Source organism: Thalassospira tepidiphila MCCC 1A03514, assembly GCF_001662875.1.
In the GTDB taxonomy this organism is placed as follows: domain Bacteria; phylum Pseudomonadota; class Alphaproteobacteria; order Rhodospirillales; family Thalassospiraceae; genus Thalassospira; species Thalassospira tepidiphila.
Genome location: NZ_JPVZ01000001.1, coordinates 40,461 through 56,398 on the forward strand (window position 1 = coordinate 40,461; position 15,938 = coordinate 56,398).

Genomic DNA, 15,938 nt, shown 5'->3' on the forward strand with positions numbered 1-15,938 from the left:
GTTCTAACGTCGCCCGAACAAACGAACCAGACATGCCGTTCGTCCCGTTTTTCCGGCATGCCAAAGCGCCATACAGGAATAGTGATCATGACGATCGAACTCAAAGCCATCAAAAGATACCCGGTCAAGGGAATGCGCGGTGTTGACCTTAAACAGGCAAAAATCAGCGCACACCACATGATTACCGATGATCGTCGCTTTGTGATTGCAACCCAATCATCTGTCGGACAAGAAGGCGTTCATGAATGGGCCCGCAAAAGCAACTTCCTGCAATTGGTCAACACGCCAAAGCTTGCTGAAATCGGCACCGAATATGACGACGCCACCTGCACCCTTACCATCCTTCGAAATGGCCGCGCCATCTGCAAAGGCAAGCTGGACGATAGCATGGGCCGCACCGTGGTTGAGGATTTCCTCAAGGCGTTTCTGAAAAACGAGATTGCCGGCACGCCCAAGATCTATTCAGTTCCCGATACGAATTTCGGCGACATGAAGGAACCTTACATATCGCTGCTGAACCTGGCATCGATCCGTGATTTCGGGTCGCGCATCGTCCAAAGCGAAATCGATCCGATGCGTTTTCGCGGCAACCTGTTGATTGACGGGTTGGAGCCGTGGAAAGAGCTTGAATGGAACGAAGACAAGATCATCAAGATCAATGATGTGTCGTTCCGCGTCGTGCATCCGATCACGCGCTGCAAGGCAACAAGCGTTAATCCCGACACGGCAATTTCCGACATCAATGTGCCGCTGATGCTGCGCAAAGGGGTAAACCACCTTTATATGGGGATTTACATCGAAGCGCTTGAAGACGGCATGATCACACCGGGTGACAAGCTGACCGTGACGGTCGCCTAAGGGCCGGTGATCAGTTCCCGGAATTGAATGTCGGGGCGTGTACGGCGATGCCCTTGAACATCTCGTCATGATACCAATCAATGCGGTGCGCACGAATAGGCGGGCATCCCTTGCGGAACAATATCTGTTCTTCCTTGGGAAAGCGCGCCACTTCGGCTGACCGCAGGATGGGCTGATTATCCTGAGACCGCAAATGCACCGGGCGGCTGGTATCCTTGCCACCACCGGTGTCATCAAATTTCGACATTGCCGTCAGGCCCGAAACCCAATCCAGGTTAAACGCCCCTTCCTGACTCAGAACCGAAATCGCGTCCACCCGGCCGACGACGTTTTCCCAGTTCAGGCAAACATCCATCAGGCCACTGACACCAGAGAACCCCGGCCAGACAATCATGCCCTCGCCGTATCCGCCGCCCAGAAGGCGCTCGAACAAGGGCATCCGGCCAACATTTTCGATCCCATCCAACAAAACCAGAAATTCCGGATCGCCCGACTTCCAGCCACGCTGATTAAGCAGGTTCATCATGCCTGTCAGCATCACGCGGCTGAAGGATGGCTGAACTTCCGGGTTATCACCGCCAAGCTGACCGACGATAAAGATCGAAACCGGGCCACTGTTGATGTCTTCAAGTGTGAAGCTGCTTTTGCTGACCAGACGTGCGATTTGCGGATTGTCGAATTCTTCGGTGGCGGCACGGCAGGCCTCGATGATCTTCATCCGCTGATCTTCGGTCATATCAAGGATATTCAGCGCGACCTCGGATATGCGGCCATCCGCAGACTCAATCCCCATGAGTTCTTCAAGGGTTTTGTAGAACCGGTGCGATGGCATGATCAGGTTGCGGCGTACCTCGGCAAGGTTGCGGTCTTCCTTGGCACTGCGCTGGATCGTGTAAACGATAAAGCCCTGCAACAACGTCCTGGCAATACGGACTTCCTGTTCATCGAGTTCCTTGACAAATACCGGTGCCAAAAGTGTATCGGCGATAAAGCCGGTATCCGTGATCATTCCTTCCCCCTGCTGGCGGATGAAATCGAACGGATTGAACTGTTGGGTTTCGACACCGGTTTGTTTGTGCGGATCAATGACAATCAGTCTTTGTCCAAGCTTGGTACGGCGATCATGTATGGCGCGAAAGATGCTGCCATGGCGCTCATAGACAAACAGATTGCCGGTATGCAAAAGCGCGTTTGGCTCTGCCGAGGCGCGATAGAATTCTTCGGGTTTGGTCGAAAAGGTAATGACGCGCTTAAGGCCCTTGGCCCCGATCAGGCGCTTGTCATCCCCCCAACGCCCCAAAACGAAGGACGGATTGCTTTCAAGCAGCTTACGACCGTTAAGGTCTTCAAGAGTGGCCCACGCGCCCTCGCCACGACCACCAGCTCCTTTTCCGCCCAGTTTCTTCTTTTGCGATTTGGACGATGATGATGGCTTCATTCGGTTCAGGATGATGACAACCAGCGGAATGAACATCGGGACGATGAAACAGACAGCCCCCAACAGGGCCAACTCGTAATCACCGTTAAACAGCCCAAGGGCGATAACCATACCGCCAAGAGCCCACAGCAAAACCATGACGACCCGAAATAAGCCAGTCCCCATCTATCACTCCCCACGAATGCGCCTGCACCGTGAAAAGATGCCGGTTCTTTTATCCCGATCTTGCTTCCACGGTTTTATTGATGATTTGTCCCAGCACCCGCGCGAAAAATAATCGAAGGTTGCACGGAATGTTCAATTATATGCTTATACAGTTTTATGCCCCTTAAAGCACTGAGTCTTTGGGGGAATGCGCGGTTTTACAGATGGTCCAAACGACAACACCCCTGCAAGCGACGGGCTTGCAGGGGTGTTTGTCATGTTGAAAGACCGCCTCGGGTCAGATCAGGCCGAAACCGGCTCGGATCCTTCGTCAGAGGTGGCACCTTCTTCGTCATCGCGACCTGCTGCGCGGCTACGACCGCGGCGGGCGGTCGGATGGCGACCACGGGTACGTGCGGTACCGCTTGCGGCACGGCGCGGTTTCTTTTCACCGTCTTCGCCCTGCTCGGCAGTGTCGGTTTTGTCGGCACTTGCCGGTGCATCATCACCAGATGCTTCTGCCGGTGCGCTTTCCTCTGCGCTGGCGTCATCATCTGATTTCCGCGGGCGACCACGGCCCGGACCACGTGCATCCGAACGACGCGCACGCGGCGCGCGTTTCGGACGGCCACCATCATCTTCCGACGTTTCAGCAGAAGTGTTTTCTGCCTCTACCGGGGTGTTGTCATCGCCATTGTTTGACGCAGAGTCTGCGTTTTCGTTGGCGTCACCCTGTTGATCATCGTTCTGATTTGACTGGCCATCACTGCGGTCGTCACGGCCACGATTGTTGCGCTGACGATTATTGTCACCACCACGTTCCTCACGGCGCTGGTTTTCCCATTCCTGGGCAGCCTGAAGGATGCGGTGGTAATGTTCCGCGTGCTGATAGAAGTTTTCCGCAAGAACCGGATCGTCGGTGCAATCCTTCGCAAGGGAAATGTATTTTTCATAGACCTGTTGGGCGTTACCGCGTACGCGGCCATCCGGTCCATTACTGTCAAAATTCTGAAATTTTGGATTTACTGGACGTTTATTCGACTGTTGCCGTCCGCGCGGACGTTTATTGTTATTTCTCATATCAACATGACTTTGGTGTTGAAGGACAATCCGGTAGCATCATCGGCTCCGGAACCACTCCGTCTGAAAAACATATTTCCCGCTAAACAGCGCCGATCACGGCATTATTTTTACAAACCTGCCGGGAACCTTGAAAGGAACGGAGATTGTCGACTGTTTACAGGGGAACACGGCGCTTTCATAAGCGCGTTGGGCACCCGGCCCGTTCGATTCAACCTATATGGCTTGATCGGTTATTCCAACTGTTTTTTTCACTCGCCTGCGCTTTTTTTACATCACAGGTGCGGAAATATCAGATTACGCAACGTCCGACGGAACAACGGGTTTTCTTTGCCGCAACGCAGCGGACAATTCCGCCAAGGTCTTCGCGATACTCCACCCCGACAAAACCGGCCTCAACCAGCATCTGGCCGACATCGTTTTCCTGCCCGCGACCGATTTCAAAGATGACAAAACCGCCGGGCTTTGCCAGATCAAACGCGACACGCGACAAAACGCGATAGGCCGCCAAGCCATCCCCCTCATCGGTCAGGGCAAGACGGGGGTCAAATTTTTGCACCTCCGGCGACAGGGTCGTCATTTCGTCGGCTGTGATGTAGGGCGGGTTTGACATTACAAGGTCAAATCCCTCCGCCCGGTCTTTTTCATCAAGGGCGCTGTCCCAATCCGAGACGCGGAATTCGACGCTGTCATCAAGCTCAAGCAGCTTGGCATTTTCACGCGCACAGGCCACCGCCCCCGCGCTTAGATCAAGTCCTATGCCAGTCGACCCCGGCAGATCGCCAATCGCCGACAACAACAAACACCCCGTCCCGGTGCCGAAATCAACAATCCGCGGCGCATCGGCATCCTCAAGGAAATCAATTGCCCATTCGACAAGTGTTTCACTATCGGGGCGGGGCTCAAGCGTTTCGGGTGACAGCTTGAAAGTATGGCGCCAGAAATCACGTTCGCCCAATATACGACCGACCGGTTCATGCCCAAGACGGCGTGCAATCATGCCCCGAAAGGTTTCCGCCTTGTCATCAGGCACGATATCTTCGGGCCATGCACTGATCCGGCCCCCATCAACACCCGCGGCCCGTGCCAGAAGAATACGCGCATCCATCCGCGCGTTTTCAATACCGGCATCGGTTAAGGCCGTGACGGCCTCAGCCATCAGGCTGCCAAGGGTCGATGGGGTGTCAGAAGGCATGATCAGCTTTCAATTTCGGCAAGCTTCTGGGCCTGCTCCTCGGCGATCAGGGCATCAATCATTTCATCAACCGCCGGACCACCGGCAATAAAATCATCCAGGCGATAAAGTGTAAGGTTGATGCGATGATCTGACACGCGCCCTTGCGGGAAGTTATAGGTGCGAATGCGTTCCGAGCGGTCACCCGACCCGACCTGTGATTTACGGTCGGCCGCACGTTCGCTGTCCTTGCTTTCGCGTTCCTGATCATAAAGACGCGACATCAGCATCTTCATGGCTTTTTCTTTGTTCTTGTGCTGCGACTTTGCTTCCTGGCTGGCGGCAACCACACCGGTCGGAATATGGGTAATGCGCACAGCACTATCGGTGGTGTTAACGTGCTGCCCCCCCGCGCCCTGCGATCGATAGGTATCAATGCGCAGATCCTTCGGATCGATCTTGATATCAACTTCCTCGGCCTCTGGCAGCACGGCCACGGTCGCGGCCGATGTATGAATACGCCCGCCACCTTCGGTCACCGGCACGCGCTGCACGCGATGCACGCCACTTTCAAACTTCAGACGGGCAAACACATCGGTACCCGACACGTTGACGATGACTTCCTTGAAACCGCCAAGATCGTTTTCGCTGGCATCCATCTGCTCGAACTTCCAGCCGCGCCCTTCGGCGTAACGCTGATACATGCGGTACAAATCAGCGGCAAACAAGGCGGCTTCTTCACCGCCGGTGCCAGCGCGAATTTCAAGGATGGCGTTCTTGGTGTCGGCCGTATCTTTCGGGATCAGCATCAGCTTCATCTGACGCTCTGCCTCGGGCAGCTTATCCTGAATGTCGTATTTTTCGGCCTCGGCCATTTCGCGCATATCGCGATCGCTTTGCGGATCGGCCAGGATTTCCTCGGCTTCTTCCAGATCGTTTAGAAGCTTTTTATATGCCTCAATCGCCTCGACCACCGGGGCCAGTTCTGCATGTTCGCGCGACAGCTTGGAAAAGCCATCCCCATCAAGCTCTCCGCTTGAAAGAAGCGAATTGAGTTCGTCGAACCGGCGTGTAACGCCTTCGAGTTTCCCAAGGTCCAAACTCACTCTTTATTCTCCTGTTCAGGGTCGCCGGGCACGTCATCGCGGCCAAGCGGCTTGTCTTCAAGTTCAAACAGGCGCGACAGCAGTTTCTGGGCCTTGACCCATTCCACGGTGCCCGCACCGTCTGTTGTCGTCGCCAAATCTTTCAATGCCTGTGTCGGCGTATGCAAAAGGCGATTGATCAAAAGCCTTGTCGCCTTTTCCGCGTCCCCATGACTTTCGGCCAACGCATCTGCGCGCACCGCTTCAAACCGTTTGCGCAGATCGGCGATTGCCGGCACGGCTGCGCGCTGCGCACGATCACGCACAAAGTTATCAATTTCCGCTTCGATCAACGCCCAAGCCTGATCGGCCTTTTCTTCACGGCCGCCACGCCCTTCGGCGGCGATCTTTTCCAAATCCTCGATCCGGTAAAAGAAAACCTCGTCAATCTCGTCGACCTGCGGATCAATATCCCCCGGCACGGCCGTATCGATCATCAGAACCGGACGGAACCGGCGACGTTTGACCGCCGCCATCGCACGATCCTTGTCGATCATGTAACGCCGCGATCCACCTGCGGTAAGAACAAGGTCGGCCTCGGCCAGAAGCCGATCCAGATCATCGATTTCCGACCAGTGGCAATCCAGCCTGCGCGCCACCAGACGCGCACGGGCTGCCAAGCGATCTGTTACCAGAATGCGTCCGATGCCCCGTTCTGCCAGCGATGCGGCGATCAGTTCCCCCATGTCGCCGGCACCCGCCAAAAGCAGGGTACAGTCACCAAGGTCACCATGCAGGTCGCGCGCAACCGATTGCGCTGCGGCAGCAATTGATACAGCCCCCTGCCCGATCCCGGTTTGATTGCGGACCTTTTTGGCAATGGCATAGGCCGTCTGATAGACCAGTTCCAACTCACGCCCGACCAGATCATGCTTGCGCGCGATCCGATGGGCATCCTTGACCTGACCAAATACTTCGGGCTCGCCAATCACCAGACTGTCGAGTGACGCCGCAACGGCAAACATATGGCGAAGCGCATCCCGGCCAGACCGGATGTAAAGCTCGGTCGCAAGCTGATCCCGATCCAGATCCGCCCAAAGCGACATCAGATCAATCAGGCGTTCACGCCCGCGTTCGGCCTCGGACGCCAAAAGATGCACTTCGGTGCGATTGCAGGTCGAAACGACGACCGCCTGACCCAAACGGGCCTGTTCAATGGCGGCCAAGAACTGTGGCAGACGGGCTTCTTCGATGAAAAGACGGTCGCGGGTATCCTCGCTTGAGCGCCGATGATTGGTGCCGATCACCATCAGGCGATCCAGCGGCCAATCCCCGGCATCCTCATGCGAAATCGCGTCCGTCACACCATTCTCACTTTTTGCCGATCACATCAGCCAGTTGATCAAGCGCCACTTCCTGCTGCTCGCCACTGTCAAGGTCGCGCAACTGAGCCACACCCTTGGCAAGTTCATCATCCCCAAGGATGACCGCCTTGCAGGCATTGGCCTTGTCCGCACGTTTCATGCGTTTTTTCATGTTGCCGGAATAGCCAAGCTCGACCGCAACACCCGCCTCGCGCAGGGTCTGGGCAAGGGTACGACATTTGGCCTCGGCCGCGTCGCCCATCGGGATCAGCGCCACGGGGCGTGCACCCGCCGGGGCTTCGCCCACCATCAATGCCAGGCGTTCAACACCCGCGGCCCAGCCAACACCGGCCGTCTGCGGACCACCCATGGTCGAAATCAGCCCGTCATAACGGCCACCGGCCATGACAGTACCCTGCGCACCAAGGGTGTTGGTGGTGAACTCGAAACAGGTGTGGCAGTAATAATCAAGACCACGCACAAGACGCGGGTTCAGCTCGTAATTGATGCCGATATCGCCAAGGCCCTCGGTCAAAGCCTTGAAGAATTCCTTGGAATGCTCGTTGAGGTATTCGGCAAACAGCGGCGCATTGGCCACCAGTTCGCGATCGCCTTCGTCCTTGGAATCAAGGATCCGCAGCGGGTTCTTTTCAAGGCGCGAACGGCTGTCTTCCGACAGCTTGTCAAAATGGCCCTTGAAGTAATCAACCAGCACATCGCGATACGCCGCACGGCTTTCCGGGTCACCAAGGGTGTTAAGTTCAAGCGTGATGCTGTCCCAAAGACCAAGGGCCTTTAGGATATGCGCACCATAGCCAATCATTTCGATATCGCCCGCGACCTGTTCGACGCCAAGCAGTTCGGCACCGATCTGGTGGAACTGGCGCTGACGGCCTTTTTGCGGGCGTTCATAACGGAACATCGGGCCATAATAGCTGACCTTGACCGGTGACATCTGCTGCATGCCGTTGGAAATATAGGCACGCGCGATACCCGCCGTTCCTTCGGGACGAAGGGTAATCTGTTCGCCACCGCGATCCTCAAAGGTGTACATTTCCTTGGTGACGACGTCGGACGTGTCGCCAAGGGTGCGTGCAAACACCTCGGTAAATTCAAAGATCGGCGTGGTCATGCGATGGTAGCCATACAACTCGCCGATTTCGCGTGCGGTATTCGCGATGTAATCCTGCAGACGGTTCTGTTCCGGCAGAAGGTCGTGCGTGCCACGGACGGGTTGAAGCGATGCCACTTTGGGTCTCCGATCTAACTTGAATTCCAGATATTTGCGCGAAACGTCAATCGGCGCAAACACATGCGAACATGAAAATAGCTTTCCGCCGGTGTGGCGGAAAGCCAAAAGTAGTCAATACTGCCTTGCTATTCCGCCGCGGTTTTCTTGGCGGCTTCTTCGGCTTCGATCTTGGCAGCACGTTCTTCGACCAGTTCGACGATATGGTCGACCATCTTTTCCGTGCTGATATTGTGATCCGGGCGGCCGGAAATATACATCTTGTGGTTCCCACCACCGCCACCGGTCAGCCCGATATCCGTTTCACGCGCTTCGCCCGGGCCATTGACGATACAGCCAATGATCGACAGCGAAATCGGGGTCGAGATATGGGCAAGGCGCTTTTCAAGCTCTGCCACGGTCTCAACCACGTTAAAGCCCTGACGCGCGCAAGACGGGCAGGAAATGATCTGAACCCCACGGGTGCGAAGCCCCAGCGATTTCAGGATATCAAAACCAACATGGATTTCCTCAACCGGATCGGCAGACAGCGAAACGCGCAAGGTGTCACCAATACCCGCCCACAACAGGTTGCCCATGCCGATGGAAGACTTCACCGTGCCACCGCGCAGACCACCGGCTTCGGTGATGCCAAGATGCAGCGGATAGTCACATGCCTCGGCCAGGCCGTAATAGGCGGCAACAGCAAGGAATACGTCAGATGCCTTGACCGAGATTTTGAATTCACGGAAATCCTGATCTTCAAGAATTTTGGCGTGGTTCAACGCACTTTCGACCATCGCCTCTGGGCATGGTTCGCCGTAACGTTCCAGCAATTCCTTCTCAAGCGACCCGGCATTCACACCAATGCGCATCGAACAGCCATGATCCTTGGCGGCCTTTACAACTTCACGCACACGTTCGGTCGATCCGATATTGCCCGGGTTGATGCGCAGGCATGCGGCCCCTGCCTCGGCGGCCTCGATCGCGCGTTTGTAATGGAAATGGATGTCGGCCACGATCGGGACATGCACCTGTTTGATGATGTCTTTCAGGGCCGCGGTTGATTCCCGATCCGGGCAGGACACACGAACGATATCCGCACCGGCTTCTTCCAGTCGATGGATCTGCGCAACGGTCGCGTTCACATCGGTGGTCAGGGTGTTGGTCATCGACTGCACCGAGATCGGTGCATCCCCGCCAACTTCCACGTCACCGACACGGATTTTGCGGCTTTGACGGCGTTCAATATCGCGATATGGGCGGACGCTCATTTCCGGTTCCAAAATGTTTTAGATGTCTTGGGGGTGTATATAGCTTATCAAACGCGGTTTAGAAACCGTTGGCTAACAGATTTTCCGCCAGATTTCGCATAGCTGTCACGAAAAAGGCGACCCGTTCGGATCGCCTTTCGCATTTTGTCTGTTTTCATCGCCCGCAGGCGTTGGCCAAACCTATTGAACGGTTGGTTCTTCTGCCTGGGTCAGATCACCAACATCAAGCGAGAAGTCCGAAATCACCGCGCCATATTCCCCAACCGGCTGGGCTTCGGAACCATCAATGCTGTAGGTCAGGGCACCGGCATTGCCGACTTCAAGTTTCAAACCGTCACGATTCGGCACCATATAGGTATCACCGGCTGTCAGCATCCGGGTCAGCAGAACATTGCCATCTGCCTCGCGAATACGAACCCAGCTGGTTTCCACCGCCGAAATGGTGACACGGCTATCAACATTGACCGCGCCAAATACGCGTGCGCCACCGGCCTCGTCAACTTCGGGTGCCGCGGGAACCGATGCAACTTCCGCTGCCGGTGCAGCCGGCGTTTCTGCGGCTGGTGCCTCTGCGACTTCGGCTTCAACCGGTGCCTGTTCTGTGGTGGTTACCACTTCGTTGGCAACGGGTGCAGCTTCCTGCGCCGGGGCTTCAGCAACTTCCTCGGACACGACTGGTGCTTCTGCCGGTTCTTCGGTTGCTTCTGCGACTTCGGCTACGGGTTCAGATGCTGGTTCTGCGGCCGGGGCCTCGGAAACGGTGGTTTCTTCAACCGGTGCATCCGTGCTGCCGGCACTTTCCGGTGCAGAGGCAACTGGTACCTCCTGATCGGCAATGACCGGTGCAGGCGTTGTTATTTCTGCCTCGGCGGCCTGTGCATCTGCGGCGTTTTCAAGATTACGCGGCGCTAAATCCTGGCTTGCCGTTGTCGAGTAGCTTGCAAGCCGCTCTGGCAACGGATCAACCAGATCGGCAATGGTTTTGCCCTGGCTCGACAGGTAGTACCATCCGCCATAAGCACCAAGACCAAGCATAACCGCGATCAGCAATACCGCCCCACCGGGTACACGGCTTTCCTGTACGGGTTTTGGGAAGGACAGTTCACTACGCACGGCCGGCGCATTGCTTTCTGCGCGGAAGCGACGTGCGATTTCTGCACCGTCCAGTCCAAGATGTTCGGCATATGCCTTTACGAAGCCAAGGCCATAAGGACCATTCGGCAATGCCGCATAGTCGCTGCATTCAATGGCTTCGATGTAAATTTTGCGAATACGAAGCATGCGGCAAACGTCTTCGACTGTTTGCCCCAAACCAACGCGGGTCGCCTTTAAAAGGCTCCCGACCTCGGTATAACCACCGATCTGGTCTTTATGTTCGTCCATCACACTGTCATTTGCAGACGAATCCCCGGACAAAGGCCTGAAACGAAGGCGTTCTCGGGTTTCGTCATCCAAATGATCTTCCTTTCGCTTTTTGATCGCCAACTGCGCACCCCCACGTTACGATCTAGCAATAAAACTAGCAGATATCCCCACCAAAAGCGATTGTTTTTAAAGTTTTACACCGTGATCTATTGCGAAAGCCTTAAGACGCGAACGCAATGATCTGGTCGGATTATCCATTATCGTCAGAATATAACTCTCGACTTCAGACTTACACATGCTTCTGACCATTTCCTTGACCGGACCAACAGAGGCAGGCGCCATCGACAAGCGTTTAATTCCCAAACCGATAAGGGCCATCGCCTCAAGCGGACGTCCCGCCATTTCACCACAGATGGTCAGGCGAACGTCCTTTTGATCGCACAGTGTCACCAACTGGCGCATGAATGCGAACACACTTGGTGACAGCGTGTCATACCGGCCCTCGATCCTTGGATTGCCGCGGTCAGCAGCAAACATGAACTGCAACAGATCATTCGTCCCAACCGAGAGGAAATCAACCCGTTGCAGCAAGGCCGGAGCCTGCCAGATCAGGGCGGGGACTTCAAGCATTGCTCCGACTTCAACCTTGCGCGGGATAAATCCGCGTACGGCTTCACGTTTGAGCTGCTCATCAAGAACCGCCTTTGCCTGATCAAATTCAGCAACTTCGGCGATCATCGGGAACATGACATAAAGATCGCGGTCATGCCCGGCCCGGATCAGTGCACGCAACTGATGCACAAGCACCGCCGGACGATCCAGTGTAATCCGGATCGATCGCCAGCCCATCGCCGGATTCTCTTCTGTCATATCCTCCCAATAGGGCAGCAATTTGTCACCACCCACATCAAGAGTCCTGAAAACCACCGGTCGGCCTTCGGCCTGTTCGAAAATACGGTCATAAAGCCGGGTCTGATCGGTAATGTCAGGCATGGCGGATCGCACCATGAACGGAATTTCCGTCCGATAGAGGCCAATCCCGTCGGCCCCGCTTTCAATCACATGCGGAACATCAATCAAAAGCCCGGCATTCACGTTAAGTGAAATCTCCGCCCCGTCGGTCGTTTCCGCCGGAAGGTCACGCATCTGGGCATAAAGCGCCTTTCGCTCTGCCCGGGCGCGCAACGCGCCGTCAATCACTGCGCGCACGTCTTCGCTTGGCCGAACGAACAGCTGGCTGTTATCGGAATCGACAATCAGCGGATCACCGGCCTCGACCTTATCAAGCACCCCTTTGACCCCACCCAGAACCGGGATATCAAGGGCGCGCGCAACGATTGCGACGTGCGAGGTGTGCGACCCTTCTTCAAGGGCAAGACCGCGCAGACGGGTATGATCATAATCAAGAAGTTCTGCCGGGCCGATATTGCGCGCCACCAGAATGATATCATCGGGCAGATCGCCAAAGGCCGGGGATTGATACTGCCCCGAAAGATGCTGCAGCAATCGGTTGGCCAGATCTTCAAGATCGTGCAACCGTTCGCGCAAATAGGGGTCGGTCACCTGCGCCATACGCGCGCGGGTGTCGTCATGCACCTTCTGAACCGCGGCCTCGGCCGTCAGGCCGGTATGTACCGCCTCGGTAATGCGGTTCAGCCAGCCGGTATCCTGAGCAATCATCCGATAAGCTTCAAGGATGTCGCCCGGGTCATCGCCTTCATCCATGCCGTTGATGCCAGAAACGGCTTCCAGCATCTTATCAAGATGGTTCTGAAGACCGTGCATGGCTTCGCGCAGGCGCGTCAGTTCTTCTTCCGGGTCGTCCGAAACCATGCGGTCGATGACGATGCGCGGCTCGTGCAATACGGCAATGCCCTTGCCGATCCCTGGTGCCAGACGCGCCCCGCCCAGACGCAGCGGCAACAACGCAATACCGTCGGCCGGGATCAGTTCCTCGCGGCTGACAAGTTCGCCACCGGCGACCATTTCGGCCAGCACCATGGCGACGTTTTCAAGCGCTTCCTGTTCGTCCTCGGAATACAGGCGTTCGGTCCGGTTCTGCACGGCAAGCACACCGATGATACGGCCACCGCGCAGGATCGGCACACCGATCATCGAATGATAGATTTCCTCGCCGGTTTCCGGACGATAGGCAAAGTTCGGATGGCCTTGCGCGTCCTTGAGGTTAAGCGGGCGGGCATGGGCCGCAACAAAACCGACAATCCCCTCGCCCACACGAAGGCGGGTCAAGTGAACTGCTTCCTTGGACAGACCACAGGTCGCAAACAGTTCCAGCACTTCGCCCGCACGCATCACATAGACCGAGCACACCTCCGCCACCATATCAGCAGCAATGATGGTCACAATCTGTCCGAGGCGTTCTTCAGCAGTCCCCGGTCCAGCCATGACGTCGCGCACACGCTTTAGAAGGCGTCGCGGACCTGTGACTGCGGCGGACGGAATGCTCATTTGACTTAGCTGTCTCTCTTAACCAGGGATTGAACGGCCTGTTCGACCAACTCTTCGAGGATTTCGGAAACCGGTTGTTCTTTCTTTACCATACCAACCGACTGTCCTGCCATAACCGATCCGCTTTCGACGTCACCATCGATCACCGCACGGCGCAGGGCACCCGCCCAGAAATGTTCAATTTCAAGCTGTGCAGCGCCTTGGTCAAGCTCGCCTGCGCGGAACTTTTCAATCACGGCACGTTGGGTGTTGCGGAATTCTTCGGTGCCCTTGTTGGCAAGCGCGCGTACCGGAATGACCGGGAAACGGTCATCAAGCTGCACGGTGGTCACCGCATCGCGCGCACTTGCGCGGATAAAGGCCTTTTTGAAGTCAGGATGCGCAATGCATTCCTCGGCACAAACAAGCCGCGTGCCGATCTGGACACCCGATGCCCCCTGCTCAAGCAAACCGGTAATCGCTTCACCGCGGCCAATCCCCCCGGCACAGAAAACAGGAATGTCGGAAACTTCCGGCAGGATTTCCTGTGCCAGAACCGTCAGCGATACCGGGCCAACATGGCCACCAGCTTCGCTGCCCTCGATCACCAGCGCATCGGCACCCGAGCGGATCAGCTTCTTGGCCAGAACCAGTGCCGGGGCAAAGCAGATAACCTTGGCAAATTCCTTGGCCTGCTTGATCGAGTTTGATGACGGCAGGCCGCCAGCAAGAACCACATGACCAACACTGTGTTCACGGCACACTTCAATCAGCTCATTGAGCTGCGGGTGCATGGTGATCAGGTTGACGCCAAACGGCTTGCTGGTCATTTCCTTGGTGGCGGCGATTTCGGCCGACAACAGATCCGGGGTCATCGACCCGCAGGCAATCACACCAAAACCACCCGCATTGGAGACCGCCGAAACAAGGTGACGCTCTGAAACCCAGGACATGGCGCCGGCCATGATGGCGTAGTCGGTGCCAAGGAATTCCTTGCCCGATGCCCACAGGTTTTCCAGGCGCGCCCGTGCGGCGTCAATTTTCGGATCACTCATATTCTCTGTACCCCAAAGCAGAAAACGCAGGAGACCAGTGGTCTCCTGCCATTTCATTACAAAGGCTGAAACACACTGCTCCAGCTAGTATGTATTATTACAGGTAATTTAACAGCGGCTTAATCGCCAAACTGTTGAACTTACTCGGCATCCAGACCGTATGCCGTGTGCAACGCACGAACGGCAAGTTCGGTATATTCCTCGGCGATCAGAACACTGACCTTGATTTCCGAGGTCGAGATGACCTGAATGTTGATGCCTTTTTCCGCAAGGGTTTCAAACATCTTGCGCGCGACACCGACGTGGGAACGCATACCCACACCAATGATCGACACCTTGGTCACATCAGAGGTGCTGAGCAGTTCCTGATAGGCGATCTTGTCTTTGTTCTTTTCGATCACCTGAAGCGCACGCTGGAATTCACCACGCGGAACGGTAAAGGTCATGTCCGTGCTTTTGCCGTCTTCTGAGACGTTCTGCACGATCATGTCGACATTGATATTGGCATCAGCCAGCGGGCTGAAGATTGAAGCGGCAATGCCTGGCTTGTCCGCAACTTTCACCAAGGTGATCTTGGCTTCATCACGGCTATAGGCAATTCCGCTGACGACTTCCTGTTCCACGATCTCGTCCTCGTCTACAACAAGTGTTCCTTCTGCATCACTAAAGGTAGAACGGACCTGCACCCGCACGCGATGGTTCATTGCCATCTCGACTGAACGGGTTTGCAGAACCTTTGCACCAAGGGATGCGAGTTCCAGCATTTCTTCGTAGGTAATCTTTTCGATCTTGCGCGCCTTGGGCACAATGCGCGGATCGGTGGTGTAAACACCATCGACATCGGTATAGATGTCGCAACGATCAGCATTGAGTGCCGCGGCAAGGGCGACCGCCGACGTATCCGAACCGCCACGCCCAAGGGTGGTGATACGGTTGTCGGGTGCGATCCCCTGGAAACCGGCCACGCAAACGACTTCGCCGCCATTCATGCGCTTATCAAGCTCGGTGGTGTCGATTTCCTTGATGCGGGCCTTGGCATGTGCGCCGTCGGTCTTGATCGGGATCTGCCAGCCAAGCCAGGAACGTGCAGGCACATCCATGCTTTGCAGCGCCATTGCCAGCAAACCGACAGTCACCTGTTCGCCCGACGATACGATCACGTCATATTCACGTGCATCATACATCGGCGAAACTTCCTGCGCCCAGCCAACCAGTTCGTTGGTCTTGCCCGACATGGCGGACACGACAACAGCAACCTGATTGCCGGCATCGACCTCGGATTTCACCCGGCGCGCGACATTCTTGATTTTCTCGACATCGGCGACCGAAGTGCCGCCAAATTTCATGACAATACGGGCCATGAAGTATCCCCGCTATGCTCGCCGTCCATCGGCTGTCCGAACGTGACGGCATGTGATCCGGTCT

12 protein-coding genes are annotated in these 15,938 nt (G+C 55.9%); 1 reads left to right on the plus strand and 11 read right to left on the minus strand.

The window, feature by feature from the left end; genetic code table 11:
• Positions 1–87 precede the first annotated feature (87 nt).
• Positions 88–858, plus strand: coding sequence for an MOSC domain-containing protein (locus TH4_RS00190; RefSeq protein ID WP_063088962.1), 771 nt, complete (start codon positions 88–90; stop codon positions 856–858).
• A 10-nt stretch (positions 859–868) separates the two neighbouring features.
• On the opposite strand, the gene TH4_RS00195 is transcribed toward TH4_RS00190, so the two are convergent.
• The 11 genes from TH4_RS00195 to TH4_RS00245 form a co-directional block, all read right to left on the minus strand.
• Positions 869–2,461, minus strand: a complete 1,593-nt coding sequence (locus TH4_RS00195; protein WP_064779483.1) for a type IV secretory system conjugative DNA transfer family protein — start codon at positions 2,459–2,461, stop codon at positions 869–871.
• A 282-nt stretch (positions 2,462–2,743) separates the two neighbouring features.
• Positions 2,744–3,520 (minus strand): DUF4167 domain-containing protein, encoded by a 777-nt coding sequence (locus tag TH4_RS00200; RefSeq protein ID WP_064779484.1) that lies wholly within the window; start codon positions 3,518–3,520, stop codon positions 2,744–2,746.
• A 292-nt stretch (positions 3,521–3,812) separates the two neighbouring features.
• Positions 3,813–4,715, minus strand: a complete 903-nt coding sequence (gene prmC, locus TH4_RS00205) for a peptide chain release factor N(5)-glutamine methyltransferase (protein ID WP_064779485.1) — start codon at positions 4,713–4,715, stop codon at positions 3,813–3,815.
• 2 nt (positions 4,716–4,717) lie between these two features.
• A complete protein-coding gene (gene prfA / locus TH4_RS00210; RefSeq protein WP_008891692.1) occupies positions 4,718–5,800 on the minus strand; it encodes a peptide chain release factor 1 in 1,083 nt (360 codons plus the stop codon).
• Positions 5,797–7,143 (minus strand): glutamyl-tRNA reductase, encoded by a 1,347-nt coding sequence (hemA, locus tag TH4_RS00215; RefSeq protein WP_064779486.1) that lies wholly within the window; start codon positions 7,141–7,143, stop codon positions 5,797–5,799. Before hemA ends, prfA begins: the two co-directional genes overlap by 4 nt.
• A gap of 7 nt (positions 7,144–7,150) precedes the next feature.
• Positions 7,151–8,392, minus strand: coding sequence for a histidine--tRNA ligase (gene hisS / locus TH4_RS00220; RefSeq protein WP_064779971.1), 1,242 nt, complete (start codon positions 8,390–8,392; stop codon positions 7,151–7,153).
• 128 nt (positions 8,393–8,520) lie between these two features.
• On the minus strand, positions 8,521–9,645 hold the full coding sequence (gene ispG / locus TH4_RS00225) for a flavodoxin-dependent (E)-4-hydroxy-3-methylbut-2-enyl-diphosphate synthase (protein WP_063088957.1): 1,125 nt from the start codon (positions 9,643–9,645) through the stop codon (positions 8,521–8,523).
• 180 nt (positions 9,646–9,825) lie between these two features.
• Positions 9,826–11,028 (minus strand): helix-turn-helix domain-containing protein, encoded by a 1,203-nt coding sequence (locus TH4_RS00230; RefSeq protein WP_245227650.1) that lies wholly within the window; start codon positions 11,026–11,028, stop codon positions 9,826–9,828.
• 168 nt (positions 11,029–11,196) lie between these two features.
• On the minus strand, positions 11,197–13,479 hold the full coding sequence (gene ptsP / locus TH4_RS00235) for a phosphoenolpyruvate--protein phosphotransferase (RefSeq protein WP_008891697.1): 2,283 nt from the start codon (positions 13,477–13,479) through the stop codon (positions 11,197–11,199).
• A gap of 5 nt (positions 13,480–13,484) precedes the next feature.
• Positions 13,485–14,513, minus strand: coding sequence for an NAD(P)H-dependent flavin oxidoreductase (locus TH4_RS00240; RefSeq protein WP_008891698.1), 1,029 nt, complete (start codon positions 14,511–14,513; stop codon positions 13,485–13,487).
• Between the two features lie 140 nt (positions 14,514–14,653).
• On the minus strand, positions 14,654–15,874 hold the full coding sequence (locus TH4_RS00245) for an aspartate kinase (RefSeq protein WP_008891699.1): 1,221 nt from the start codon (positions 15,872–15,874) through the stop codon (positions 14,654–14,656).
• Positions 15,875–15,938: the final 64 nt, after the last annotated feature.